Annotated in this window: 24 protein-coding genes and 1 pseudogene; 9 read left to right on the top strand and 16 right to left on the bottom strand. The window is 55.9% G+C overall.

All coding sequences use genetic code 11. The annotated features are described in order from the left end of the window. Window positions 1-32 precede the first annotated feature (32 nt). The 5 genes from J1779_RS22965 to J1779_RS22945 form a co-directional block, all read right to left on the bottom strand. Window positions 33-1,247, bottom strand: coding sequence for an MFS transporter (locus tag J1779_RS22965; protein WP_217204878.1), 1,215 nt, complete (start codon window positions 1,245-1,247; stop codon window positions 33-35). A gap of 242 nt (window positions 1,248-1,489) precedes the next feature. After that, complete coding sequence (gene bhsA / locus J1779_RS22960; protein WP_056779142.1) at window positions 1,490-1,747, bottom strand: multiple stress resistance protein BhsA; 258 nt, start codon at window positions 1,745-1,747, stop codon at window positions 1,490-1,492. A gap of 151 nt (window positions 1,748-1,898) precedes the next feature. Beyond that, on the bottom strand, window positions 1,899-2,156 hold the full coding sequence (bhsA, locus tag J1779_RS22955) for a multiple stress resistance protein BhsA (RefSeq protein ID WP_056778321.1): 258 nt from the start codon (window positions 2,154-2,156) through the stop codon (window positions 1,899-1,901). A 167-nt stretch (window positions 2,157-2,323) separates the two neighbouring features. Then, a complete protein-coding gene (bhsA, locus tag J1779_RS22950; protein ID WP_056778325.1) occupies window positions 2,324-2,581 on the bottom strand; it encodes a multiple stress resistance protein BhsA in 258 nt (85 codons plus the stop codon). Between the two features lie 427 nt (window positions 2,582-3,008). After that, window positions 3,009-3,266 (bottom strand): hypothetical protein, encoded by a 258-nt coding sequence (locus J1779_RS22945; protein WP_122095817.1) that lies wholly within the window; start codon window positions 3,264-3,266, stop codon window positions 3,009-3,011. Between the two features lie 205 nt (window positions 3,267-3,471). Between J1779_RS22945 and J1779_RS22940 the strand changes: the two genes are divergently transcribed. Beyond that, a complete protein-coding gene (locus J1779_RS22940; RefSeq protein WP_183846274.1) occupies window positions 3,472-4,131 on the top strand; it encodes a TetR/AcrR family transcriptional regulator in 660 nt (219 codons plus the stop codon). Further along, window positions 4,131-5,012, top strand: a complete 882-nt coding sequence (locus J1779_RS22935) for an oxygenase MpaB family protein (RefSeq protein ID WP_217204877.1) — start codon at window positions 4,131-4,133, stop codon at window positions 5,010-5,012. The genes J1779_RS22940 and J1779_RS22935 overlap by 1 nt, the downstream gene beginning before the upstream one ends. A gap of 3 nt (window positions 5,013-5,015) precedes the next feature. Here the strand turns inward: J1779_RS22935 and abgT are convergent, their stop codons facing one another. The 3 genes from abgT to J1779_RS22920 all read right to left on the bottom strand — a co-directional run bounded on the left by abgT (window position 5,016) and on the right by J1779_RS22920 (window position 9,403). After that, window positions 5,016-6,539, bottom strand: a complete 1,524-nt coding sequence (gene abgT / locus J1779_RS22930; protein WP_122095815.1) for a p-aminobenzoyl-glutamate transporter — start codon at window positions 6,537-6,539, stop codon at window positions 5,016-5,018. A gap of 93 nt (window positions 6,540-6,632) precedes the next feature. Continuing rightward, on the bottom strand, window positions 6,633-8,087 hold the full coding sequence (locus J1779_RS22925; protein ID WP_217204876.1) for a M20 family metallopeptidase: 1,455 nt from the start codon (window positions 8,085-8,087) through the stop codon (window positions 6,633-6,635). Next, entirely contained in the window at window positions 8,087-9,403 is a 1,317-nt protein-coding gene (locus J1779_RS22920; protein ID WP_217204899.1) for a M20 family metallo-hydrolase, read from the bottom strand. The genes J1779_RS22925 and J1779_RS22920 overlap by 1 nt, the downstream gene beginning before the upstream one ends. Before the next feature lie 179 nt (window positions 9,404-9,582). Here J1779_RS22920 and J1779_RS22915 point away from each other — a divergent pair, with 179 nt between their 5' ends. Continuing rightward, window positions 9,583-10,479 carry a LysR family transcriptional regulator gene (locus tag J1779_RS22915; protein ID WP_056778350.1) on the top strand — a complete coding sequence of 299 codons (897 nt, stop codon included), beginning with the start codon at window positions 9,583-9,585 and terminating at the stop codon, window positions 10,477-10,479. A gap of 141 nt (window positions 10,480-10,620) precedes the next feature. Beyond that, window positions 10,621-11,727, top strand: a complete 1,107-nt coding sequence (locus J1779_RS22910) for a suppressor of fused domain protein (protein ID WP_217204875.1) — start codon at window positions 10,621-10,623, stop codon at window positions 11,725-11,727. Between the two features lie 823 nt (window positions 11,728-12,550). Here the strand turns inward: J1779_RS22910 and J1779_RS22905 are convergent. Then, the gene (locus J1779_RS22905; protein WP_122096108.1) at window positions 12,551-14,047 is read right to left on the bottom strand and encodes an MFS transporter; all 1,497 of its coding nucleotides are present in this window, start codon (window positions 14,045-14,047) and stop codon (window positions 12,551-12,553) included. A 398-nt stretch (window positions 14,048-14,445) separates the two neighbouring features. On the opposite strand from J1779_RS22905, the gene osmF reads away from it, so the two are divergent. From osmF to J1779_RS22885, 4 genes are read left to right on the top strand one after another with little or no spacing between them, the layout of a single operon-like run. After that, on the top strand, window positions 14,446-15,360 hold the full coding sequence (osmF, locus tag J1779_RS22900) for a glycine betaine ABC transporter substrate-binding protein OsmF (RefSeq protein ID WP_371414303.1): 915 nt from the start codon (window positions 14,446-14,448) through the stop codon (window positions 15,358-15,360). Window positions 15,361-15,420: 60 nt separating this feature from the next. After that, window positions 15,421-16,590: an ABC transporter permease gene (locus J1779_RS22895; RefSeq protein ID WP_217204874.1), complete on the top strand. Its 1,170-nt coding sequence runs from the start codon at window positions 15,421-15,423 to the stop codon at window positions 16,588-16,590. Then, the gene (locus J1779_RS22890; RefSeq protein WP_056778360.1) at window positions 16,587-17,531 is read left to right on the top strand and encodes an ABC transporter ATP-binding protein; all 945 of its coding nucleotides are present in this window, start codon (window positions 16,587-16,589) and stop codon (window positions 17,529-17,531) included. The genes J1779_RS22895 and J1779_RS22890 overlap by 4 nt, the downstream gene beginning before the upstream one ends. Further along, complete coding sequence (locus J1779_RS22885; RefSeq protein ID WP_217204873.1) at window positions 17,528-18,298, top strand: ABC transporter permease; 771 nt, start codon at window positions 17,528-17,530, stop codon at window positions 18,296-18,298. The genes J1779_RS22890 and J1779_RS22885 overlap by 4 nt, the downstream gene beginning before the upstream one ends. Before the next feature lie 63 nt (window positions 18,299-18,361). On the opposite strand, the pseudogene J1779_RS25745 reads toward J1779_RS22885, so the two are convergent. Beyond that, a pseudogene (locus J1779_RS25745) lies at window positions 18,362-18,463 on the bottom strand (hypothetical protein); the annotation flags it as partial. A gap of 223 nt (window positions 18,464-18,686) precedes the next feature. Here J1779_RS25745 and yedA point away from each other — a divergent pair. Beyond that, entirely contained in the window at window positions 18,687-19,601 is a 915-nt protein-coding gene (gene yedA, locus J1779_RS22875; protein WP_056778370.1) for a drug/metabolite exporter YedA, read from the top strand. 50 nt (window positions 19,602-19,651) lie between these two features. On the opposite strand, the gene J1779_RS22870 is transcribed toward yedA, so the two are convergent. The 6 genes from J1779_RS22870 to J1779_RS22845 form a co-directional block, all read right to left on the bottom strand. Beyond that, window positions 19,652-20,155: a DUF3833 domain-containing protein gene (locus J1779_RS22870; protein ID WP_420804217.1), complete on the bottom strand. Its 504-nt coding sequence runs from the start codon at window positions 20,153-20,155 to the stop codon at window positions 19,652-19,654. A gap of 67 nt (window positions 20,156-20,222) precedes the next feature. Beyond that, complete coding sequence (locus J1779_RS22865) at window positions 20,223-20,750, bottom strand: chalcone isomerase family protein (RefSeq protein ID WP_217204871.1); 528 nt, start codon at window positions 20,748-20,750, stop codon at window positions 20,223-20,225. Next, window positions 20,747-21,238 carry a DUF2878 domain-containing protein gene (locus tag J1779_RS22860; RefSeq protein WP_217204870.1) on the bottom strand — a complete coding sequence of 164 codons (492 nt, stop codon included), beginning with the start codon at window positions 21,236-21,238 and terminating at the stop codon, window positions 20,747-20,749. Before J1779_RS22860 ends, J1779_RS22865 begins: the two co-directional genes overlap by 4 nt. Beyond that, the gene (locus J1779_RS22855; RefSeq protein ID WP_217204869.1) at window positions 21,235-22,467 is read right to left on the bottom strand and encodes an SAM-dependent methyltransferase; all 1,233 of its coding nucleotides are present in this window, start codon (window positions 22,465-22,467) and stop codon (window positions 21,235-21,237) included. Before J1779_RS22855 ends, J1779_RS22860 begins: the two co-directional genes overlap by 4 nt. Before the next feature lie 2 nt (window positions 22,468-22,469). Further along, window positions 22,470-23,186, bottom strand: a complete 717-nt coding sequence (locus tag J1779_RS22850; RefSeq protein ID WP_056778383.1) for a DUF1365 domain-containing protein — start codon at window positions 23,184-23,186, stop codon at window positions 22,470-22,472. Further along, the gene (locus tag J1779_RS22845; RefSeq protein ID WP_217204868.1) at window positions 23,183-24,538 is read right to left on the bottom strand and encodes an NAD(P)/FAD-dependent oxidoreductase; all 1,356 of its coding nucleotides are present in this window, start codon (window positions 24,536-24,538) and stop codon (window positions 23,183-23,185) included. Before J1779_RS22845 ends, J1779_RS22850 begins: the two co-directional genes overlap by 4 nt. Window position 24,539: the final 1 nt, after the last annotated feature.

Raw genomic sequence — 24,539 nt, 5'->3', positions numbered from 1 at the left:
AGATCTCTGCCTTTTGTGTTTTGTGATGCTAATTACGCCCGGTAGCGCCAGAGCAGAAGGGCGACACCGGCCAGACTGGTGAGTGAAACGCTATAAAGTGCTGTCGCGGCACCGGCATTTTCTGCCAGATATCCGGCAATGCCGGTAGCGATGGCGGCAATGAACACCTGTCCGCGCCAGGCGAGGGCGCTGGCCCGCGCAACATCAGCGTCCAGAAAATGTCTCAGTACGCCAAACGTCCCCAATGCAAACACCACGTTTGAGGCCAGATGCGCAACGAAGATGAGCGCCAGTGCGGCAAGCGGCCATAAGGCAAAGTGAGGTAACAGAAAATATCCGCCCAGAAACAGCGTCAGACATAATAAAAGCCGCAGATTGCTGGCGCCGTAATGCCGCAGTTTATCTGCATTGAGCAGCAGCGGGCCGCAAAGTTGCCCCAGACTGCGCGCAAACAACAACGGCAGCGCCAGGCTGGCCGTATCCTGCGGTTGCATTTGTTGCGCCAGAGCCGGTAACAATGCCATCGCCGGAGAACCCACCGCCGCGAGTGCCGGTAGCAGCAAGACGCTTCGTTTTTGCAAAGGCGTAAACGTTTTCCAGTGTAGGAACGGTTTCGCATCGGTGTCAGGCGGGGCAGCAGTGGGGGAACACGTTTTGAATAGGGCTAATGATCCGGCCAGCAGAGCCGCAGAGGCTGCAAAACTCAGCGCATCCAGGGCCAGCAGGCTAAGCGGTGAAAACAGATCAAACAGCAAAATGCCCAATCCTGTGCCAAGCAACACCTGCGCCGAAAAAATCAGTGTTTCAAGCGCCGTTGCTGCCGGCAGTTCGTCGGTGCTAAGTCCGCGTTTGAACAACAGCGTCAGCGCCGGATAACTCATGCCGCTAAATAAAGCCTCCGCAGACTGAACGGCCAGCAGTGCCGGGATATTATGCGTAAGCACACCATACAGCGGCATTATCAGGGCCAGCATACCGAGTAATTCACACAGGATCAGAATGCGCAGCGGTGACATTTTCCGGCAAAGTCTTTCGCCCCAAACACTGCCGAAAAAACCGGGCAACGTTGCGAGCATATACGCGAGTGTCAGTGTCGCGGGCGAGGCCTGCCAGCGCAGCAGTTGACCAAAAACCACCACCTGCGTCAGACCATTTCCGAGCGAGGATAAAATAAAGGCACAACCCAGCAGACGCAGCCAGCGGTGACTGCGTAATGCGCGTATCAGCGCATGCAATAACGAATTCATGAATGAGATTCTCATCTGAAATAACAGAAACCCCCGTATTGCCTGGAGGCAACAGGGATATAAAAACTGTCAGCGATGAGAATTCGTTACATTGGAATGAAGAACCTGAATGGAAACGTAAGACAAAAATGTAGCACAAAAAGAAGGGGATGAAAGCGTGTGAAGTGATTTGTCGGATCGCAGGCATGAAAAAGGCGGCAAACGCCGCCTCTTCTGCTTACTGCCTGCTTATACCATCAGACTTATTTGTACAGCTCAGCTGTACCGTACAGATGATTGTCGCCTGACGCACCGATGATGCGGTAAGAACTTGCACCGGCTTCGCTGGCTTTAGCACTCAGTTTGTTCTGCAGGCTGGTCAGGCTGTTGCCTGCTGTTGCGCTGACAACACCGATTGCTTGCTGATCTGCTGGTGCAGACTGAACTTCAGTGGCTGCCAGCGTTGAGAATGAAGCGGTAGCCAGTGCGAGAGCGGCGAGAGTCATAGTGATGTTTTTCATAATATTTTCCTCAATTCGTTTTTTTAAGCTTTGCCCGGCGTTGTTACCAACGTTCATTTATTGTGCAAAGCTGTCTTCTGTCCGATTTAGCATTTAAGTTATTAATGGATAATTTAAATGCTGATTACCCTGGTGCTAAGGTCCTGCGTGCTTATTTATACAGCTCAGCAGTACCGTAAAGATGGTTGTCACCGGAAGCACCAATGATGCGGTAAGAACTTGCACCGGCTTCGCTGGCTTTCGCGTTCAGCTTGTTCTGCAGGCTGGTCAGGCTGTTACCGGACGTGGCGCTAACCACACCGATGGCTTGCTGACCTGCCGGGGCAGACTGAACTTCAGTCGCGGCCAGGGTGGAGAAAGAAGCGGTAGCAAGGGCGATTGCCGCGAATGTCATAGTGATGTTTTTCATGATGTCTTCCTTTTGATTCTGTTTATCAGCAGATGATTATTCAGTCCGACGTTATTAATTAACGTTCGATAAGTAAATCTTAGACCTGGATCACATTCTGCGCAACTTATTTATTTATTAATCGTTAACTAATTGTGCGGAACAATCTGCTAACGCGTTCATCATGCTTATTTGTAGATCTCAGCAGTGCCGTACAGATGGTTGTCACCGGAAGCACCGATGATGCGGTATGAACTTGCACCGGCTTCAGTGGCTTTTGCATTCAGTTTTGACTGCAGGGTACTCAGGTCACCATTAGATGAGGCACTGATGGTACCGACGACTTGCTGGGAAGCGGGTGCAGACTGAACTTCTGTTGCTGCCAGTGTTGAGAAAGACGCGGTGGCGAGTGTCAGTGCTGCGATGCTCATTGCGATAGTTTTCATGATGTTTAATCCTGTGCGTTATTTTTTGGTCGGGGCCACTTGTTCAGAGGCCTCAGTTTTCAGGTCAACGTTATTTATTAGTTAACGTTCGATAAGTAAATGTTAGAGGTTGGCGACAGTTTGTGCAAGATGTTTTTTTAATGAGCGTTAACTTATTGTGCTGTGACAGAGATCACACGAAAAGGCCGGTTTGTTTGGTTTTCGTTAATTTTATGTTTTTAAACTACTTCCCCGCACGAATGAAAACTGCTTATCCAATTTTGTGCTGAATGAATCATTAATGATCGCTAGGTTAATGGTTGGTTCTGACGGGGGAGGGTGTTAAAACTGGGGGCGTTCTTACCGGAAGAGTAAAAGATAAGGCGACCAGGGCCGCCTTATCGTGATTCCTGCGCTGAGAGTCAGTCGTCAGTCGCCCGGTTCTTCCTTAATAGTAGATAGAAGCGGGTGTATGACCAGAGGCTGACGGAGCAGGTGGCTGAGTCGGAGAAGTTGAAATACGGCCTTGTGAGGTTTTTTTACTCACATAGGTACCGGGTTTGCAGTAATTGCTGTCCCCGGTCACATTGACCATGGCCACTTCCTGACTCAGTAAAGGCATCATGATAACCTGCTGTGCGGCAACATTGGCAACCGGGACAGCGGTTAAAGCCATAACTGCAAGAAGGATTTTAAGATTACTCATGATGTTACGTCCTGGGTGTGTTACGTGTAAAAACGCTTATAGCTTGTGCAGCTTTGCGGGTTTGAGTGATTTTCTTATCGCTCGATAATTAAATGATAATCTCCGCTGGACTTGTGCGCAACTATTTTTAATAATGATCGTTAAGTTATTTTTATAACGATTAGTTTTAACAACCATAATCACAATGGTGATGGAAGGAGGGTGTATGAGCACTGAACAGACGGCTTTGGTCCGGAAAAGTCGCGGTCGCCCAAAACAGTTTGACCGTGGAACTGCTCTGAGCAAGGCCTTGAACTTATTCTGGCGCCACGGCTATGAGGCCACGTCGCTGGCGGATCTGGTTGAAGCGACAGGTGCAAAAGCGCCCACGCTGTATGCCGAATTCGGTAATAAAGAAGGGCTATTTCGCGCAGCCGTTGAACATTATCTGACTAACTTTTACGAAAAGAGCTCATGTTTATTGAGCAAAACAGATTTGTCCGTCGAAGAAACCATCGGCCAGTATCTGCGGGCTATCGCGGAGCTGTTTACAGACTGCGACACGCCGAGCGGCTGCTTTATGATCAGCGCCTCGTCCGGGATGTCTTCATCCTCTGCGGATATCGCAGAAATGCTGCGCGCACGCCATCTCTCTCAGGAACGCTCATTGTTTGAGTTCTTTGAGAAAAGAAAACAGGCTGGCGAAATGCCCTCTGTGACTGACAGCGCCCTGCTGGCGAAATACCTCGCCTGTACGATTCAGGGTTTCTCGGTTCAGGCACGCGATGGCGCCTCTTCCGCCCAGCTGAATCAGCTGATTGACGTGGTCATGAACATCTGGCCACAGCTGAGCAGGGCAACCGTAGTCAGCACTGCCGCGCATTGATGAGTCCTGATGCATGGGTAAGAAAGAGAATTGAACGCCAGGTGCTAAGTCTTTCGGGCCTGGCATCCGGTGGTATCGATTTTGAACATCCGCCGGGCGATCCGGGGCTGTTTGGCCCGGAAAGCGTGACCTGGCGGGTGCATGGCGATTTTACTTCTATGCTGTGCGGCGGCGTCAGTGCCTTACTGTTGCAGATGCTTCATCCGCTGGCGCTTGCCGGTGTCTGGGATCATTCCTCATTTCGTGAAGACATGCTTGGCCGCTTGCGGCGCACCAGCCAGTTTGTTTCCTGCACCACCTTCGGGCCGACGCGAGATGCCAATGCGTTAATCGAAAAAGTAAAATCCATACATTTACGCGTAACCGGCACGGATGCTTTTGGCACGCCGTATGCCGCCAGTGACCCGCAGCTGCTGGTCTGGGTACACGTCACCGAAGCCTACAGTTTTCTGCAATCCCATCTTCGTTACCGCAATCCGGCACTCAGTCTGGACGATCAGAATCGCTATTATCAGGAATTCGCACGTGTGGCGGAAAGTCTCGGTTCGGCCAACGTTCCGGACAGCGTGGCAGCCGTAGAGGCTTATCTGCAGGCCATGCGCCCGCAGTTACGCTGTGATGAACGCACGCGGGAAGTGGTGAGATTGTTGCAAAATGCCCCCGCCCCAAGCCGTCTGGCAAAGCCGGTTGGCAGCCTGATGATTCAGGCGGGCATCGAATTATTACCTGACTGGGCGGCCAGGCAACTGGATATTTCCATTTTCAGGCCGAAACGTCAAATGTTGCGTTTCGCCATCCGCCGCATTGCCAGCGTACTGCGCTGGGCGGTAAGAAACGGCTCATGGCACCGCGCCATGCGCCGTATGGGACGTCTTAACTGATCGTTACAGATGCGGATACACGCCCGGTCCAATCGGTAATCCGAGCAGATACCAGCCCACCAGCATCAGCAGCCACACCACGAAAAACACAATCGGATACGGCAGCACCAGCGAATAATAGGTGCCGAGTTTCGCCTCTTTGATGTACCGCTGGAGGAATCCGAGGAACAGCGGCACAAACGGCGACATCGGCGCAAGCGGGATCACCGAGGAATCGGCCACGCGGAACACGATTTGCGCGAACGCCGGGTGGAAGCCGAGCAGCATAAACATCGGCACAAAAATCGGAGCCAGAATCGACCAGATGGCCGAGCCGCTGGCGATAAACATGCACAGCAACGCCGAGAGGAAAATCAGCCCGAGGAAAGCCGGAATACCGGTCATGCCCAGATTTTCCAGCACATCCGTCAGCCCGATCGCCATGAATTTCCCCATGTTGCTCCAGTTGAAAAATGCCACAAACTGGGAGAGCGGAAACACCATCACAATAAAACCGGCCATCGATTTCATCGGATCCACCAGCAGATCCGGCACGTCACTGGCGCTGCGAATTTGCTTTGTCACCATGCCGTAAGGCACGGAAATCACGAAGAAGAACAAAATGATCAGCGGCACGATGCCCTGAATAAAGGGTGAAGGAATGATGCCACCGGTTTTCGGGTTGCGCAGCGGTGCGGCCTCAGGCACCACCAGCAACGCCACCAGGGCGATAAACACCAGCGCCGCAATTCCGCTCGCCATCAGGCCGCGGTTCTGTTCCGGCGTCAGCTTTTTCATCTCTTCATTGCGCTCGCCCTGATACACCGGCAGGCGCGGTTCCACGAATTTATCCGTCAGAACGGCGCCGACAATGGTCAGCAGGATCACCGACGCTGCCATAAAGTACCAGTTGTCGATCACGCTGACCTGCACCGCCGGATTAATGGCTTTCGCCGCTTCGGTACTCAGGCCTGAGAGCAACACATCGGTGGTCACAATCAGCAGATTGGCGGTAAAACCGCAGCCGACCCCGGCAATGGCGGCCAGCAAACCGGCCACCGGATGACGCCCGACCGCGAGGAAAATCAGCGCGCCCAGCGGCGGCATCACCACCAGCGCGGCATCTGATGAAATGTGGCTGAAGAAGGCGATAAAAATCACCATATAACTGGCGTAACGGGCATTCACTTTGGAGGCCATTTTGTACATCAGGCTTTGCAGCAGCCCGACACGTTCCGCCAGCCCGGCACCGATCACCAGCGCCAGTATTGAACCCAGCGGGGTAAATCCGCTGAAATTCTTGATGACGTTTGGCAAAATCCACTGAATGCCTTCCACACTCAGCAAATTTTTAACCTGGATGATTTCGCCGTTGCTCGGATTTACCGCCGTAATATTCAGCCATGAAATCACCGCACTCGCGACCATCAGCACGGCAATGAGATACACAAACAATAAAAACGGGTTGGGAATTTTATTACCCACACGTTCAACCCACTGGAGAAATCCTCCCGGACTCTGGCCGGAATCTTGCGCCTGAATACTCATCTGTTAACCCTCTGTCGTGTTTGTCTTTTTTTATATTTATGCCGCTCATGCGTGCCGGAACGGGGCGCGCATGAGCGGGTACCTGCTGATGATTTACTTCAATGGCGAAGGTTTTACGCCCGCCGGGATCGGGCAGTGATACGGACGCCGTGCGCGTTGTGCGTCGCGCTCTTTCTGGCAGGCCGCCAGTAAATCCGGCTGAGTGAACAGGTCTATGGCGGTCGATGACATGACTTTTGCCGCCAGACACATGCCTTTGTGGGCGATGGAGGTGCGCCCCTGGGAGACAATCTGCCAGGTATGCAGCGGCGAACCGACCGCAAAACACGGGCTGAAACACTGCGCGGTGGGCACCAGCCAGCTGACATCACCGACATCCGTTGAGCCGTAGAGGATATTGCCGTTCGGGGCATACGGCGCAACGGCGTCTGTCAGCGGGGAGTGGCGCAGGGTTTCGGCGAATGCCACGCCTTCTGCGCCGCTGGTACGGGAAATATTCAGCAGATTATTATCGATATCCTGATCGCTCAGCGTGGCGTGAATCGACGCCGCAAACGCCCGCTCTTCGGAGGTGTAATGCGGCGTGCCGAAAGCCTGCACGTACTGATACATCGTGCTTTCCAGCGTACGGTTTGGCACATAGTTGGAGCAGGCTTTATCAAAACGCATCGACATCTGTGTGCCGGTCATCAGCGCCGCGCCTTTGGCGATATCCACCACGCGCTCGAAAATCGCCTGCGCCTGATCCATTTGCGGTGCGCGCACCAGATACAGCACCTCGGCATCGGCCTGCACCACGTTTGGCGAAATCCCGCCTGCGTTGGTGATGGCGTAATGCAGGCGCGCTTCCTGAATGATGTGCTCGCGCAGGAAATTCGCCCCGGTATTCATCAGCGTCAGGGCGTCCAGCGCGCTGCGGCCGAGATGCGGTGCGGCGGCGGCGTGTGAGGACACGCCTTTAAAGCTGAACGAGGCCTGAATATTGGCCAGCGTCTGGTTGCTGAACATGCCGCTGTAGGTTTCCGGGTGCCAGGTCAGCGCGGCATCGACATCATCAAACAGCCCTTCGCGGGCCATAAAGGTTTTGCCGGAACCGCCTTCTTCGCCGGGACAGCCGTAAAAACGCACCGTGCCCGGTATGTTTTCGCGCTCCATCCAGGCTTTCACCGCCAGCGCGCCGCCGAGTGCAGCGGTGCCCAGCAGATTATGGCCGCAACCGTGGCCGTTACCGTTTTCCACCAGCGGCTGCGCCACGTCGCAACCGGCTTTCTGGCTTAAACCGGCCAGCGCATCGAATTCGCCGAGCAGGGCGATCACCGGTTTTCCGCTGCCAAAACGGGCAATGAACGCGGTGTCCATGCCGCCGACGCCGCGCTCAACGACAAATCCGCTGGCTTCCAGTGTGTCGGCCAGCAATGCCGAGGAGAACGATTCTGCAAAGCGGGTTTCAGGGTGATCCCAGATGGCATCACTGATTTTCGCCAGTGCAGGTTGCTGGTTATCGATAAAATCATTGATAAAACTGACGATATTGTGGTGATCCGCCATCAGTTCTCTCCTTTGAATTCAGCGATGTTCAGCGCCAGCGCCGCCAGCGTTTTAATGCCCTGAGTCATCACTTTTTCATCGAAATCAAACAGTTCATTGTGATGGCCTGCGCTCAGATCGGTGCCGAAAATCACGTAAGAGGCTTCGCCGCCGCGTGATTTAACCCGCTCCATCATATAGGTGGCGTCTTCCGAACCGGCTGCGCCTTCCTGACGGTCAATGATTTGTTCGAACTCGCCGAGTTTTTCCGCCTGACGGTGGATGTAATTCACCCAGGCAGGCGTTGGCGGGCTGCTTTGCGCCGCGCCCATCAGTCTGATGTCAAATTTCACCTGATGCATTTCGGCTGCGCCGGAAATCACTTTCAGCGCCTGCTGATAAATAAATTCGTTCACTTCATTGGTCGTACCGCGCGTTTCCACTTTCATCGTGGCGCTGGAAGGCACCACGTTACGCCCGGTACCGGCCTGTAAAACGCCGACATTGATGCGTGAGTCACCACCGCTGTGGCGCGGGATCGCGTGTAACCCAAGCGTTGCCTGCGCCGCCGCCAGCAGGGCGTTACGGCCGTCTTCCGGTTTGCCGCCGGCGTGCGACGCCACGCCGGTGAAATGCACGTCCAGCTTGGTGGTCGCCATAAAGGTATCGTTACCGCAAACGATGTGATTCGCCGGTACGCCGGTGCCGATATGCACGGCGGTGAAATACTGCACGTCGTCCACCACGCCTGCTTCCACCATGGATTTCGCGCCGCGCGTGCCTTCTTCGGCAGGCTGGAAAATCAGTTTGATGGTGCCGCAGAGCTGGTCGCGCATCTGCATCAGTACTTCCGCCAGCCCGAGGCCGATGGTGGTGTGACCGTCGTGGCCGCAGGCGTGCATCATGCCGTTATTGGCGGACGCAAACCCTTCGCGGAACGGACGATGCCCGTCTTCCAGCACCTCACACAAATCCAGCGCGTCCATATCGACACGAAAACCCATCACCGGGCCGGGACGCCCGGTGTTCAGCGTGGCGACAATGCCGGTGAAACCGCCGGAAAAATGCGGCATCCAGCGGGCAATCGCCCCCTGTTCCAGCGCGCGCTGTTCCTGTTCGGCTAATACGGCGGCGGAGGGCAGACCCATCCGCGACTCTGCGTCGATCACCTCTTTGCCCAGTTGCAGCGAATAGCCGAGCTTTTCGAGACGATCGGCCACCAGCGTGGAAGTACGGAATTCCAGCCAGCCGGATTCGGCATATTTGTGCAAATCACGGCGTTGTTTTTGCAGGGAAGGGAACAGCTGTTCTACGCGTTCAGAAATCTCATTTACCATCACGGACTCTCTTATTTTCTCAGACATGCAGGCTTTCTGCGGCGGGAGGCAGAAAGGAGGAAACCTAAATCTGGAGGGGACTTGCCGGCCTTAGATGATTTTCAATGTACATAAAGCAATCAGGGCATATAAGATGCCAAAATCTTCTTAGTGATAATCAGGGGTTATCAAAGAATCTCATGCCATCACAAATTAAAATGCATCAACTGAGGGCGTTTGTGTCGGTCGCGCGTCATGGCAGTATTCGTGCCGCGAGCCGGATGATGAATCTTTCTCAGCCCGCGCTGACCAAATCGATTAAAGAGCTGGAAGAAAGTCTCGGGGCAAGATTGTTTATCCGCCGCCGTCAGGGGGTGACGCTGACCGACTGTGGCGAGGGGTTTTTCAAGCGTGCAAGCCTGATTCTGGAAGAGCTGCGGGTGGCGCAGGAGGATATTACCCAGCGTCTGGGCGGCACCAGCGGCAGGGTGAATATCGGTGTCGGTGCCAGCATTGCGCGCACCGTTATGCCGGAAGTGATTGACCGTTTTCACCGCGAATTTCCCAATGTGAAGGTGCGCATCGCCGAAGGACAGCTGGTGTCGATGATCCCGGAGTTGCGGCAAGGCGAGCTGGATTTCACCGTCAATACCTATTATCAGGGCCCCTTTGATAACGAACTGTTATATGAAAAGCTTATGGATAAAGAGTATCGCGTGGTCGCACGGCGCGGGCATCCGATGCAAAACGCACGTTCAATGAAAGAACTCTTGCACTGCGACTGGACCTTGCCCACCCCGCGCGGCAGTTACTACAAACTGCTCAGCGAAGTGTTCAGTGAAATGGACGCGGAACCCAATATCAGCGTGATTTGCGAGACGTTTATGTCCTGCACCAGCCTTATCGCCAAAACGGATTTCCTCAGCGTGTTGTCGGTGGATGTGATAAGCGATCCGGTGATTGGTCAGAGTCTGGTGGCGCTGGATCTGGATGTTCCGCTGCCCACGGCGACCTTTTATCTGATTCAGCGGCGCGACACGACGCTCACCCCGATGTCGGCACATCTGGCGCAACTGTTTCGTCTGTATTGCCGTTAACCGCCTCATTTTGTGAAAAAAGCGCGTGTTTCGATGATTTATCGGGGATTTTTGGGAATATTGCCCGTTATCGGGCTTGCTTATACGTTCTACACTGGCCATCACAGGGAATAATAAGCTTCCTAATATTGCCGAGGTCATATGCGCCAGTCCGACATTGTTGCTGAAGTCAGTAACGACAAACAAACCCTGACCGCGCTGGTCGAGCAGGACAACCGCGTGGTGTATTTCTACATATTCGCCCGCGAGGATTTGCGCGACCGTTTTCCGAAAATGCGTGCCTGCTGGGTGCGTAACCTGGTGCCTGCGCCGGTAAACGATGACACGCAGGCGATGGAGCACGGCATATCGCCGATGCTGGCGGCGCAATATTGCCGCAATCTGGAGGGCGAAGCGCCGCTGGACCCGTCGCAGATCCAGATCTTATGGAACGAAAGTGATGACGGTGCCGCGTTGTGGTATCAGGGTTTGCTGCTGGCGGTGATCCCCGGCTGGAGTTTGTATATCGATCATTCGGTGTGTTATTCCGCCGGCTGCATCAAAGAGAACCCGCTGACTTTCCCGCTGGGTTCTGCCTCAACCAACATGCAGTGCGAACTGGCGGAAAAAACCCGTCTGTTCTGGCGCGACTGGCAAAATGAGTTCAGCAACCCCTGGCCGAAAATCCAGCGCAAGCTGCTGGAATCTTACGAAGATCGTTTTGGCCCCTCACTGAAATACTATCTGATCAATCAGGGCAGCTGGCCGCCGATGGCGATTTCCCAGCATGAGGATGACGAGAATTACTATTTCTTCACCGTGGGCATGAGCATCCGCCCGATGCCGCAAATCGACATTATTTTCAACGATGAAGCCGAAAAGCACCGTCGTATCGAACTGGCTTTTTCGGTCGGTAAAGAGTACGTCAGCGAAGAGAATGCCGTGCAGATGGCGAGCGCACTTTCCGGCTATGCGCAGGTGCCCTGGACCACCCTGAGCTGGCTCGGTGAAGGCCACACGCTGATGTCACCGATGGCCCCGATGGGTTTCGAAGGCCACGTGATCTCCTCTGCCTTGTGCGGACCTGCGGACAAAATGCGTCTGCCGAAAATTTACGGCGACCCGGTGAATCAGTTTTGGGTATCCCCGGTGTTTACCAGCGAAATGGAGTTTGCCAAGGGTAAACCGAATGGCGGATTCGAGCTGGTGGCGGCGATGATCGAAAGTGGCGTGGGGTATGTTTTTGCGCCGAGAAGCGCGGTGATTTGATGCGTTGAGTTAGCCGCTCAACACTGGCTTTAAGGTCAAGACCGTGGGCTCGCCGCCCACACTGGCCCAAAGGACGCGTAAGCGCGCGCCCTCTGGACTCCCGCGCTTTTTTCACTGCGCGCTCCGCTCGCTGGCTATGTTTCAGGTACCGCAGCGATAGCCGCAAAATCCCGCCGCTACGCGGTTCCCTTCGTTCGGGCTACAACCCGCGCAAAAAGACGCGCGGTTTTGCGCCTCTCCTCCGGCGGAATTTTGGAACCGGCCTCAGGCTTTTACTTCACAACCTCACTGATTTTGATTTGAAAAGCCAACGGGAATGGGTTTTGAATTTAAGATCGTGCGGGCGATTCAGAAATCTTGCCTCCGGCGGAATTTTGGAACCGGCCTCAGGCTTTTACTTCAAAACCTCACTGATTTTGATTTGAAAAGCCAACGGGAATGGGTTTTGAATTTAAGATCGTGCGGGCGATTCAGAAATCTTACCTCCGGCGGAATTTTGGAACCGGCCTCAGGCTTTTACTTCACAACCTCACGTACTTCATTCTTTAAAAAGCTGCGGGCGATTCAGAAATCTTGCTGAGTGAGAGGTTGCAGACCAGAGGCTGCAAACCCGAAACGAAGGCACCGCGCAGCGGCAAGATTTCCAGCCTGTCGCCGTGGTAACTGAAACATAGCCAGCGAGCGGAGCGCGTGTTGAAAAAGCGGGGAGAGATCCAAGAGAGGGAAAGCACTTCCCTCTCTTGGGCGGTTTCGGCGCAGCGTGATAAGTGATCACCGCACGTAAGAAACCGAAATTTTCTCGTTCTGAACTGATTAAGCCGCCTTAATGCCCGGCTTCGGCATTAAAATCCTCTGCATCGACATCATACCCTGAGGGTTCCCACCGTATCGCGGTCAGCACGATCAATCCCGCCAGCGGTGCTAACGCGATCACCCAGAATACGCCGGTGCCCAGTGCCGCAGAAAGTACCGGGAACAGGAACAGGGAAAGCGTTGAGCTGGCGCGCATCAGCGTCTGGTTGAAGCCGACGCCCATGCCGCGCAGGGAAGTCGGATAACTCAGCGAGGCAAAAGTCATGGTGTGCGAGCCGGGTCCGAAACCCTGACCGAACAGGAATAATGCCAGCATAGCGATGGAGATCGCCGCTTCACCGCCGTCTGCCGGGCGGCCCACCAGCGCGAGGCCGATCATCGCCACCAGCTGGCAGGCATAACCGGCGTAGGTCATTTTCCATGCGCCAAATTTCGACACGTAACGCACCGCAATCAGCCCGCCGACGAAGGCAAAGCACAGGTTCAGACCGAGTGAAAACAGAATGGTGCTGATCATCGACTGTTGCAGGAAGCTCGATAAAATCACCGGCAGCCCGAACGCCACGGCGTTATAAGCAAACGACGAAGCCACGGCGGTGACGGTCGCCAGCACGGTGCGGCGCAGGTAAATGCCCTGCAACAGCGTGCCGTAGTTGCGCCATGCGGCTTTGCGCACTTTCACCTGCGGCGTTTTATCCGCATCGTCGGCAACAACGGCATTGATGTTATAAGACTTGCGCAGGATAGCCGCCGCACCTTGCAGGTCGCCCTGATTGGCCGCCCACACCGGCGATTCATTCATATAACGGTGGCGGATGGCGATAATCAGAATGGCAGGCACCGCGCCGAAACCGAGGATCAGACGCCATAACCAGTCGGTGTGCGTGGCGGGCAGCACCGCATACAGCAGCAGTACCAGCAGATAGGAGACGCTGATGGCGGCGTACCACGTCGGGCACCACATCGCCACGCGCGAGGCTTTATTGCCGCGCCCCTGCAGTTTTGAGAACTCCGCCAGAAACGCCATCGCCACCGGCAAATCGATGCCCACGCCCAGCCCCATTACAAAACGCGAGCCGCCCAGCACCCATTCATTTGGCGCAAACGCACAGGCCAGCGCCGCAATCACGAAGAAGAACATGTCGGCCATGAACACGCGGTAACGGCCAATTTTGTCGGTCAGATAACCACCGAACAGTGCACCGACAATCGCCCCAAAGGTGATCGCCGAGGCCACAAAGCCTGCGCCGGAAGGCGTCAGCCCGAACTGGCGGGTGATATCTTTCATGCCGAAGGCCAGCGCGCCGAGATCGTAAGCGTCGAGGAAAACGCCGCCCAGTGCGATGGCAATCACCACGCGCGCGTCGCTGAGTTTCGCGGCGCCGCGGTTAACTAACTGCGTAATATCGGAGGCGGAACGGATCACCACCGGTTGATCAGACGCCGCATCCGCCGCGCCGGAGTACCCTGAAGAGGCGGCGGGAGAGGCCGCAATAGAATCAGACATGATTTTGTTTACGCTTTTTGACAAAAAAACCAGCATAGAGGCGACGTGATGCCGCTCACAAGTCCTGATTACCTGAGACATCACATCAAATGGCTATAACTTAAAACAAAGCGATCTAAGCCTGCGCTTAAAACCCCTCATCAGTTCGTCTTCCGCCTTCTGCACGCTGTGCCCACCGGCATTATCCATTTCGCAGATTAGCTGTGCAGCAATACGCATTTCCCAGGCCGGTTGCGCCCTGCTTTTATACCTCACCATCAGACCCCTTACCCAAAATTGAACTATCCTTGTCAGCACGCTGTTTTCACTGATGAAAGCTAATTTGCCAGACCGTCGCCCGGCGACATAAACCCAAAAAATCAAAAAGAGGACTTACCATGACTGCAAGAACAGGGCGGATGCGGGGAATGACCGCAGCATTGCTGGCGCTGTCGGCAATGAGTTTCACCGCACATGCGGCGGATGAGACGGTGCGCGTGGGGTCGAAAATTGATACCGAAGGATCGCTGCTCGGCAACATCATTATTCAGGTGCTGGAAGCTAACGGCATCAAGACCACCAACAAGCTGCAACTGGGTACGACCAAAGTGGTGCGCGGCGCGATTTCTGCCGGTGAAATTGATATCTACCCGGAATACACCGGTAACGGTGCTTTCTTCTTCTCGGACGAAAAAGACCCGGCGTGGAAAAATGCGCAGGCCGGTTTCGACAAAGTGAAAAAGCTCGATTACGACCAGAATAAAATCGTCTGGCTGGATCCGTCCCCGGCGAACAATACCTGGACCATCGCGGTGCGTAACGATCTGGCGAGTGCGCATGGCCTGAAATCACTGGCTGATCTGGGTAAATACATCAGCTCCGGCGGCGATTTTAAACTGGCGGCGTCGGCAGAATTTATCGAACGTCCTGATGCGTTACCGGCGTTTGAAAATGCCTACGGCTTCAAGCTGAATCAGGCACAGCTGCTGTCACTGGCGGGCGGCGATACGGCGGTCACTATCAAAGCCGCAGCGGAAAAAACCTCCGGTGTGAATGCGGCGATGGCTTACGGTACTGACGGCCCGGTGGCCGCACTCGGCCTGCAAACGCTGGAAGATCCGAAAGGCGTTCAGCCGATTTATGCACCTGCGCCGATCATCCGTGAGGCCGCGCTGAAAGCCCATCCGAACATTCCGGCGCTGCTGAAACCGGTCTTCGCTTCGCTGGATACTAAAACGCTGCAAACGCTGAATGCGAAAATCGCGGTCGGCGGGCTGGATGCGAAGAAAGTCGCGGCGAAGTATTTGCAGGAAAAGGGTTTCGTTAAAAAATAATCGGGCAGTGACGCCCAGAGCACGGCCTGCGGGTCGTGCTCTCCGGACTCAGGTACTGTTTTGACTCATCATTCATTCGTCAAAAACCGCGTGCTGCTGACGCTGGTTTTGCTGCTTTTGCTGGCCGGTTATGGCCTGGCATTTCTCAGCCATGCGCCGAACCGGCTGGTGTCGGGGCAGGGCATTTCACTAGTGACGCTGCTGCACGGCACCTCCACGCTGATTTTGCTGCCCGCGCTGTTGCTGCTGGTGGCGGCCTTCCTCACGTTATACGGAAAACATCACCTGCTGGTAATGTTGCTGGCGGAAATTCTGCTGGCGGCGCTGGTGTGGCTGGCCGGACACAGCGCAGTGCAACTGACCGGTGGCGATGAGGACAGCATTGCGCGCACGTCGCTCGGCGGCGGTTTCTGGGCTGCCTCGGCGCTGTGTCTGCTGATCGCCTCTGACGCCATCTCCCGGTTTACCCGCAACCACAGCCTGCGGATTGTGCTCAACGTCCAGATGATATTGCCGGTAGTGTTGCTGCTGGCGTACGGCCAGCTGGCCGAACTTTCTCTGTTAAAAGAATACGATAACCGCTCCGACGTGTTTAACGACGCCTTGTGGCAGCATCTGGGCATTTTGTCCGGCACGCTGCTGCCTGCGGTGCTGATCGGCCTGCCGGTTGGTTTGTTCTGCCACCGCTCACCGCGCTGGCGCGGCGCTGTGCTGTCGGTGCTCAATATCATTCAGACCGTGCCGTCGATCGCCCTGTTTGGCCTGCTGCTTGCGCCACTGGCCGGGCTTGCGAAAGCGCTGCCGTGGCTGGCGGAACATGGCATCAGCGGTATCGGGCTGGCACCGGCGATTATCGCGCTGGTGTTGTATTCGCTGCTGCCGCTGGTGCGCGGCGTGATCGCCGGGCTGGATTCGGTGCCGGAAGCGGTGATCGAGTCGGCGCGCGGCATGGGCATGAACCGCGTTCAGATTTTTTTCCGCGTACAACTGCCCATTGCTTTGCCGGTCATCCTCACCGGCATCCGCATTGTTGCGGTGCAAACGGTGGGTATGGCGATGGTCGCCGCGCTTATCGGCGCGGGTGGCCTCGGTGCCATTATGTTCCAGGGATTACTCAGCAGTGCACTGGATCTGGTGCTGCTTGGCGTCATCCCGGCGGTGCTGATGGCGGTGGTCGTCGACAGCCTGTTTAAATTCGCAGTCTCACTTTTGGAAACTTCACGCAGATGATTCATTTCAAGCAGGTTAGCAAACACTTTGCCGGAAAAGCGGTCGTGCGCGATCTCACGCTGGAAATGGCCAAAGGCGAATTCACGGTGCTGATCGGTACGTCCGGTTCCGGAAAATCCACCACGCTGAAAATGATTAACCGGCTGGTGGAGCACGACCGGGGGGAAATTTTATTTGCCGGTGAACCGATAGAAAAATTCCGCGCGCAGGATCTGCGCCGCCGGATGGGCTATGCGATCCAGTCGATTGGCCTGTTCCCGCACTGGACGGTCGAGGAGAATATCGCCACGGTGCCGCAACTGCTGAAATGGCCGAAGGCGAAAATCCGCGACCGCGTGACCGAATTATTGTCGCTGCTCAATCTCGATCCGAAACAGTTTCGTCAGCGTTATCCGCATCAGCTTTCCGGCGGGCAACAACAGCGCGTCGGCGTGGCGCGTGCGCTGGCGTCTGACCCGGAAGTGTTGCTGATGGATGAACCTTTCGGCGCGCTTGACCCGGTGACCCGCGCCACGTTGCAGGAAGAAGTGGCGCGCATCCATAAAATGACCCACCGCACCATTGTGCTGGTGACACATGATATTGATGAAGCGCTGACGCTGGCCGACCGCATTGTGCTGCTTAACGACGGGCAGGTGGTGCAGCAGGGAACGCCGCTGGAGTTGCTGACCAAACCGGCGACGCCGTTCGTGCGCGATTTCTTTGGCGGCAGCGACATGGGCATTCGTCTGCTGTCGTTGCAGGATGTCAGTTCGCGCACCCGCCACGGCGAGCACTATACCGGCAGCCAGAAACCGCTGCGGGCGTCGATGAGCCTGAGTCAGGCGTTGTCTGCGTTTGTTGCGCAGCAGGCTGCGCAGCTGCCGGTGGTGGATGAGCAGGGGCAACCGGTCGGCGTGTTGCATTTTGCCGATCTCACCGCGCAAAGGAGTGAGGCATGAAACGAGGTTTACGGCGGGTTATCACCGATCCTTTACCCTGGTTGTTCGCTTTATTGCTGGCGCTGATTTTCGGCATGACCTCGCTCGGCGGGGTGTTCCACTGGATGTTTCCGCAACTGAGCCGGCCGGTTTATCAGCAGGAAAGTTTTGCCTCGCTGGTGGCCGCGCATCTGATGCTGGTCGGCATATCCAGCCTGATTGCGGTGGTGATCGGCGTGGCGGCGGGGGTTGGCGTTACGCGCCCGGCGGGAAAAGAATTTCGATCTTTGGTGGAGACGTTGGTGGCGATGGGGCAGACCTTTCCGCCGGTGGCGGTGCTGGCCGTGGCGGTACCGGTGATGGGGTTCAGCGAAAAACCGGCGATTATCGCGCTGGTCCTTTACGGCTTGCTGCCGATATTGCAGGGAACCATTGCCGGTATTGAATCCGTGTCTGCCTCGGCGCGGGAAATTGCCCAGGGTGTCGGCATGAGCCGCTGGCAGATGTTGCGTAAAGTGGAGATTCCGCTGGCGGCGCCGGTGATCATCGCCGGGATCCGGACTTCGGTTATCATCAATATCGGCACGGCGGCGATTGCCTCGACGGTCGGCACATCGAGCCTTGGTTCACCGATCATCATTGGGCTGAGCGGCTTCAACACCGCTTATGTGTTGCAGGGTGCGGCGATCGTCGCGCTTCTGGCGATTTGCGTGGATATGCTGTTTGAACGCTGGAGCCGCTGGTTACACCGCTGGCAGCAGCGGTCAGCAGACGAATCAGTTCGCTGACGCAGAGGGTGGCGCAGGCACCACGGACGGGGCATCGTTATCGCTGACCGGTTTGGCGTCATCCTGAATAACCACGGCGTAGCCTGCAACCATCACGCCACCGATCGCGCCAATTGCCATCAGACCAAACAATGCGATAAATAATTTTTTGCCAAGCGAGTTCATGTGCAGTACCTCAGAAAATGAGTCGGGAATTATAAATTGTTTCGTTACCCCTGCAACACACTATTCATGCGGCGATTACTTTATCGCTGATCTCAGCGCATGTTTTGTCATATGCAGAAACTTTTTAGCAACATTTTGATGCGATCGCACAGATTTCCTTGCCGTTAATCAGGGCAATAGCGTTAACTGTCTGCCTTCGTTATCACGCTAATAAGTTATTCCTATGCCTTCAGTCTCCCGTTCCTTGCTGCCGTTAATCGCTGCTTTGTTTGCGCTGTATTTTATCTGGGGTTCTACCTATTTTGTGATCCGCGTCGGTGTGGAAAGCTGGCCGCCGCTGATGATGGCCGGGCTGCGTTTCTTTCTCGCCGGCTGCGTGATGTTCACTTTTCTGCTGCTGCGCGGGCATAAGTTCCCCGGTCTGAAACAGTGGCTGGCCGCCGGTGCGGTGGGTATTTTGCTGCTCTCGGTGGGCAATGGTCTGGTGACCGTCGCGGAACATATGCAGGTGCCGTCCGGCATTGCGGCGGTAATGGTGGCGACCGTGCCCCTGTTTACGCTGTGCTTTAGCCGCCTGTGGGGGATGCCGAACAGCCGTCTGGAATGGACCGGCGTGGGCATTGGCCTGTTCGGGATTGTGCTGCTCAATACCGGCAGCAATCTGGGGGGCAATCCGTGGGGCGCGGCGCTGATTCTGCTGGCTTCGATAAGCTGGGCATTCGGTTCAGTGTGGAGTTCGCGTCTGCCGCTGCCAGCAGGCCTGATGGCCGGTGCGGCGGAGATGATTGTCGCCGGCGTGGTGTTGCTGATCGCCAGCCAGTTAAACGGCGAGCACCTGGCCGCCACGCCTTCGCTGCACGGCTTTCTGGCGCTCGGTTATCTGATTGTGTTCGGCTCGATGATCGCCATCAGTGCATACATGTTCCTGCTAAAAACCGTACGTCCGGCCCTCGCCACCAGCTACGCCTACGTCAACCCGATCGTCGCCGTTCTGCTCGGCATTGGTTTCGCCGGTGAATCCCTGTCACCGGTCGAATGGGTCGCGCTGGGGATTATCCTGTGCGCGGTGCTGCTGGTCACGCTGGGGAAATTTGTCTTCGGGCGAAAGAAATCGGTCATTAAGGAAGTGAAGGTTTAACCGAAAGCCGATGTGTTTTACTCCTCCCCTTTGCAGGGGAGGAGGCAGACCTATTTCTTCTCAAAGAACAACGTCACCCGCGCCACTTCTACGCCGAATTTTTTCAGCGAGGTGACGTTAAACAGGTGCTGTTGATCCTGCTGGTAAATCCAGTCATCGAACGTCAGGCGGTAGGTGCTGCCGCCTGATTTGACGTCCATCACGTAGTTCCAGTTAAACGCATTGCCCGCCGACTGGCCTTTTGCGGTGCCGATGATGTCGCCCGCGGTGCCGGTGTAGGTGCCGTCGGCCAGTTTGCGGATGTGCCAGACGCGGGTCTGTTTCTCGCCATCGTCATAGACAAAATCTTCATGCAGCGTCAGCGTGTCGGCAACCACATCGCCGCGAATTTTCACCGCAAAACGCCGCGTTTGTTTATGCGTGTAATCCTGCACCATGCCGTAAGCCAGGCTGTCCCCGCTGAAATAAGTGAAAATATCCAGCTTCGGTTGTGTCTGTGCGTAATCTTTGATGTCGGCGCTGCAACTGGTGAGTAACAGCACGCAGGCTGTCATCAGACCGAGAAAACCTTTGCGCAGAACAGAGTGGGAAACTGTCATAAAACCTCCGGTCGGATGAACCTTAATCTGACGCCGATGCGCCGATGAGCTTGCTGCGTAAATCAGGATACTGCGTGGCGGGAGAGAGCCAGATCGCCAGAAATGCATCGCGAAACGCCGGGCTGAAGGTGTCGCCGACGGGCGCTGTCATCACGCTGTTGGGGGCGCGGCTGTAAAACTGACCGCCTTTTTCAGTGGCGAGAAAGACGATCTGGCTGCCATTACTGACATCCGGCCAGGTCTTTTCAACGGCTTCCAGCCAGCCATTTTTTTGCGCCTCACTGTCGATGCCCAGTTTTTGCCACTGTTCTTCAGTGGCTTTGGTCAGCTCCTCGCGATCAATGCTGCGCAGATAATCAATAACCAGTGCCTGCGGCCATTTTTGCGCCTCATATTTCCCCCCCGGTGTCAGTAATGAGGAGTGATAAACCTCGAACGGCCCCCAGGTTAAGGTGGCGCGGCCAACCTGTTGCCACTGCGCCCAGGGCGTGGAGGCAAATGCAGAGAAGGAAAGCATCAGTGCCAGTGCGGCCGTTAACATACGTCTCATGGTCTTCTCCTGTGCAGTAAAACCGGCAGGCTGATAAGCGGCAGGAACACCGCCCAGCCCGCTGCCATCAGCAACCAGACGTGAGCGGGAGAGGCGAGAAGTTCCATCGCCCCCAGACGCATACCGATGAAATACGCCAGCGGGCCGCTGACCGCGCCGAGCGGGATCAGCCAGTACCAGGCGAACTGTAAATAGCCCAGAAGCCACAACCACCACGCGCTGAAACCCAGCCACAGCGCCATCATCCAAGGCGGTACGCCGGTCGAACCGGTGAACTCAAACAGCCCGAGAATGCACCAGACAGAATCAAGAATAATGCCCAGCGTGCAGGCCACCGCCACCCATAACCGGCGGCGGGACGGTGTAAAGGCCAGCATCAGAAAGCTGCTGATCAGCAGAAAAACAATAACGCGTTCGCGCCCCCACACGGCCAGCGTCCACCAGGCATCAAAGCCCAGCGTCAGCAGCCAGAAGCGCAGGGTGCTCATGCGCGCCGCTCGGCGATAAGCTGCACGGTGCTGATGGTGCGGGCGCGGAATCCGGCCTCGCAGTAGCACAGATAAAACAGCCACAGGCGGCGGAAACGTTCGTCCTGCGTGCCGTCCAGCTGGGCATTCCAGTAACGTTGTACGCGTTCACGCCATTCATGCAGCGTGCGGGCATAGTCGAAACCAATGTCGAACAGATCGCGTACCACCAGGCCGGTGCAGCGGGTCATGGTGTCGTTCATGGCGGTGATGGAAGGTAAAAAACCGCCGGGAAACACGTAACGCTGAATGAAATCGACGTTGCGGCTGTAAGAGGCATAACGCTGATCGGCAATGGTGATCGCCTGAATGGCCATGCGGCCGTTCGGCTTGAGCAGGGCGTTGCAGCGTTTGAAAAAGGTTTTGAGGTAGCGTTTGCCGACCGCTTCGATCATCTCTATCGACACCAGTTTGTCGAACTGCCCGCGCAGCGCGCGATAGTCTTCAAACAGCACGGTGACGCGACCGGTCAGTCCGGCCTTTTCGATGCGCTCACAGGCATAGTCGTACTGCTCGCGGGAAATCGTGGTGGTGGTGACCTGACAGCCATATTCACGGGCGGCGAATTCCGCCATGGCTCCCCAGCCGGTACCGATTTCCAGCAGGTGATCCCCTGCATGCAGGTGCAGCTGATCGCACAGGCGACGCATTTTTGCTTCCTGCGCCTGTTCCAGCGTCATCTGCGGTTCCTGATACCAGGCTGACGAATAGAGCATTTTCTCATCGAGAAAACCCTGGTAAAAATCGTTGCCCAGATCGTAATGGGCTGAAATGTTTTTGCGTGCCTGCGACGGACTGTTGCGGCGGAAAAAGTGGATCAGGCTGTTTACCGGCGCGGTGACCCAGCTCAGGCGGGCCTCGAGCTTATCAACCAGTTTGAGGTTTTCCGCCAGCAGTTGCAGCACGGTGGTCAGATTGGGCGTCGTCCAGTCGCCGTCAATATAACTTTCTCCCGCCGCAATGCTGCCGCCGAGCAAAACACGGCGGTAGGCGCGCAGGTTATGTACTTCGATTTCCCCTTGCAGCGGCGCCGTCGGGTCACCAAAAAACAGCGAATTCTCGCCGGCTTCCCGCAGGGTCAGACCGGCACCATGCAGCTGTTTTAACACGCCGAGGATCAGTGCGCGTGCAGCCTTGCTGCGCCGGTTCGTCGCCCCTTCGCGGGCGAGTTGCACTTCGGGTTGGCTCATGATCAGTCCTTATCAACAGGAGGATGAGAATAAACAGGTGCCCGTTTCAGCCACAGTTTTACCGCCTGCCAGTAAATGGTCAGGGCGGTTTTCGCGGTCATCAGGGGCAGTCGCCACAGTTGCTTACGCAGCGCCTCGCGGGTCAGCGGCAGCGCCCTGAGGGACAGGGCAGCATCGAATTCACGTTCTTTGCGGTGATTTTCGATAGTGATGTGTAACTCTTTTCCGGGTGGTGTCAGACGCCAGTGATAGACCATGTCCATCGGATTAAAGGGCGACACATGAAAGGCTTTCGGCACCGGTTGCGAGCCGTCAGGGAGCACGGCGTAGGTGTGGCGTTCGTTCCAGGGCGTATTGCGTACTTCGGCCAGCATCCAGCGCAAAATACCTGCCTTATCATACAGGTAGTAAAAATTGACCGGATTGAAATAGCAGCCGAAATAGCACAACTGGCACAGCAACATCACCCGGCCATCCGGGCGTTCTCCGGTCAGTTCGGCAATCCGGTCCTGTGCTTTGGTTTTGATGTCGCCGCCGCCGAGATAATCTTTGCGGCGAAAGCTCGCCGCTGAAAACCGCTCAAGGCGGATGCCCACGGCGGGGAGTTGATCCAGCTCGTCAAGGTCGATCAGCGGCATGAAAATGTCGTAGTCGAAGCGGTGATCGACCGGCGTAAACCGGCGATGGCGCACCGTGCCGACGTACAGCGTGCTGTTCATGACGCGGCCTGCTCAGACGTCCGTTGTTCTGCTTCACGGCTGAGTTGCAAATCCAGTTGCGCGACCACATCGCGGGCGCTGTTGACACCGTCTTCATGAAATCCGTTGTACCAGTACGCGCCGCAAAACCAGGTGCGGTGCTGGCCGTTAATGCGAAAACGCTGTTGCTGCGCGTGGTGACTTTCCAGATTCAGCACAGGGTGCATGTAGGTGGTGCGGAAAAGCACCTTGCTTTCATCAATCGGCGTCAGCGGATTGAGCGAGACGCAGAAAGTGTGTGGCGCATCCAGACCCTGCAAAATATTCATGTTGTAGGTCACGCTGGCGCGGCGGGTGTGCGCCGGGCTGGTATCGCGCATATCGGCACGGGTGGAGGATTTCAGCGAATTAGGTAACTGATAATTCCAGCTCGCCCACGCACGCTTTTCACGCGGCAACAGATGGGTGTCGGTGTGCAAAATCACGTCGTTGGCCTGGTACGGCAGCGAACTGAGTATGGCACGTTCATCCGCCGTGGCGCTGTCGCCTAAAATCGCCAGCGCCTGATCGGAATGGCAGGCAAAAATCACCTGATCATAGGTTTCTTCGCCGCGTGCGGAGTGCAGCGTCACATCGTAAGTGCTGCGGGTGATGGCAGTCACCGGCGTATGGGTTCTGAGGGTCACGCTGCGCGGTAATTTTTCGTGCATCCGGCGGATATATTCCCGCGAGCCGCCCGGCACCACCATCCACTGCGGGCGGTTAGCCACGTCCAGCAGGCCGTGATTGTCGAAAAAGCGCAGGAACATCGACAGCGGAAAATTCGCCATGTCGTTCAGGGAAGAGGACCAGATCGCCGCGCCCATGGGCAGCACGTAGTGCAGGGCGAAAAACGGGGTAAAGCCGTTCTGATCCAGCAAGTCAGCCAGCGTATCTTCATCGTTATGCGCATTGAGCAGGCGCGCCTTGCACAGTTTATTAAAGCGCAGAATTTCGAGGATAAACCGCCAGAACTGTGGCTTAAACAGGTTACGCCGTTGGGCAAAAAGGCTGTTCAGCGAGTGGCCGTTATACTCCAGCCCGCTCACCGGGTTTCGCACCGAAAAACTCATTTCGGTGGTCTGGCCTTCAATGCCCAGCTCTTTCAGCAGGGCAATAAAATGAGGATAGGTGCGGGTGTTGTAGACAATAAAACCGGTGTCGATGGCGTACTCTTTGCCGTCGCACACCACGTCCTGCGTGGCGGTGTGCCCGCCCAGCGTCGCCGCGGATTCATACACAGTAATTTCACAGTCAGGCTGACGCTGCGCCAGTAACCACGCACAGCTGAGGCCGGAAATACCGCTGCCGACGATCGCCACTTTTGTTGTCATC

Origin of the sequence: Rahnella rivi (assembly GCF_019049655.1) — a bacterium.
Classification (GTDB): Bacteria; Pseudomonadota; Gammaproteobacteria; order Enterobacterales; family Enterobacteriaceae; genus Rahnella; species Rahnella rivi.
This window is presented reverse-complemented; position numbering and strand designations above follow the sequence as displayed.

Bases quoted from the DNA above. Each gene is read 5' to 3' on its own strand.
- J1779_RS22965 (WP_217204878.1), bottom strand. From the start codon at position 1,247: ATGAATTCGTTATTGCATGCGCTGATACGCGCATTACGCAGTCACCGC.
- bhsA (WP_056779142.1), bottom strand. From the start codon at position 1,747: ATGAAAAACATCACTATGACTCTCGCCGCTCTCGCACTGGCTACCGCT.
- bhsA (WP_056778321.1), bottom strand. From the start codon at position 2,156: ATGAAAAACATCACTATGACATTCGCGGCAATCGCCCTTGCTACCGCT.
- bhsA (WP_056778325.1), bottom strand. From the start codon at position 2,581: ATGAAAACTATCGCAATGAGCATCGCAGCACTGACACTCGCCACCGCG.
- J1779_RS22945 (WP_122095817.1), bottom strand. From the start codon at position 3,266: ATGAGTAATCTTAAAATCCTTCTTGCAGTTATGGCTTTAACCGCTGTC.
- J1779_RS22940 (WP_183846274.1), top strand. From the start codon at position 3,472: ATGAGCACTGAACAGACGGCTTTGGTCCGGAAAAGTCGCGGTCGCCCA.
- J1779_RS22935 (WP_217204877.1), top strand. From the start codon at position 4,131: ATGAGTCCTGATGCATGGGTAAGAAAGAGAATTGAACGCCAGGTGCTA.
- abgT (WP_122095815.1), bottom strand. From the start codon at position 6,539: ATGAGTATTCAGGCGCAAGATTCCGGCCAGAGTCCGGGAGGATTTCTC.
- J1779_RS22925 (WP_217204876.1), bottom strand. From the start codon at position 8,087: ATGGCGGATCACCACAATATCGTCAGTTTTATCAATGATTTTATCGAT.
- J1779_RS22920 (WP_217204899.1), bottom strand. From the start codon at position 9,403: ATGGTAAATGAGATTTCTGAACGCGTAGAACAGCTGTTCCCTTCCCTG.
- J1779_RS22915 (WP_056778350.1), top strand. From the start codon at position 9,583: ATGCCATCACAAATTAAAATGCATCAACTGAGGGCGTTTGTGTCGGTC.
- J1779_RS22910 (WP_217204875.1), top strand. From the start codon at position 10,621: ATGCGCCAGTCCGACATTGTTGCTGAAGTCAGTAACGACAAACAAACC.
- J1779_RS22905 (WP_122096108.1), bottom strand. From the start codon at position 14,047: ATGTCTGATTCTATTGCGGCCTCTCCCGCCGCCTCTTCAGGGTACTCC.
- osmF (WP_371414303.1), top strand. From the start codon at position 14,446: ATGCGGGGAATGACCGCAGCATTGCTGGCGCTGTCGGCAATGAGTTTC.
- J1779_RS22890 (WP_056778360.1), top strand. From the start codon at position 16,587: ATGATTCATTTCAAGCAGGTTAGCAAACACTTTGCCGGAAAAGCGGTC.
- J1779_RS22885 (WP_217204873.1), top strand. From the start codon at position 17,528: ATGAAACGAGGTTTACGGCGGGTTATCACCGATCCTTTACCCTGGTTG.
- yedA (WP_056778370.1), top strand. From the start codon at position 18,687: ATGCCTTCAGTCTCCCGTTCCTTGCTGCCGTTAATCGCTGCTTTGTTT.
- J1779_RS22870 (WP_420804217.1), bottom strand. From the start codon at position 20,155: ATGACAGCCTGCGTGCTGTTACTCACCAGTTGCAGCGCCGACATCAAA.
- J1779_RS22865 (WP_217204871.1), bottom strand. From the start codon at position 20,750: ATGAGACGTATGTTAACGGCCGCACTGGCACTGATGCTTTCCTTCTCT.
- J1779_RS22860 (WP_217204870.1), bottom strand. From the start codon at position 21,238: ATGAGCACCCTGCGCTTCTGGCTGCTGACGCTGGGCTTTGATGCCTGG.
- J1779_RS22855 (WP_217204869.1), bottom strand. From the start codon at position 22,467: ATGAGCCAACCCGAAGTGCAACTCGCCCGCGAAGGGGCGACGAACCGG.
- J1779_RS22850 (WP_056778383.1), bottom strand. From the start codon at position 23,186: ATGAACAGCACGCTGTACGTCGGCACGGTGCGCCATCGCCGGTTTACG.
- J1779_RS22845 (WP_217204868.1), bottom strand. From the start codon at position 24,538: ATGACAACAAAAGTGGCGATCGTCGGCAGCGGTATTTCCGGCCTCAGC.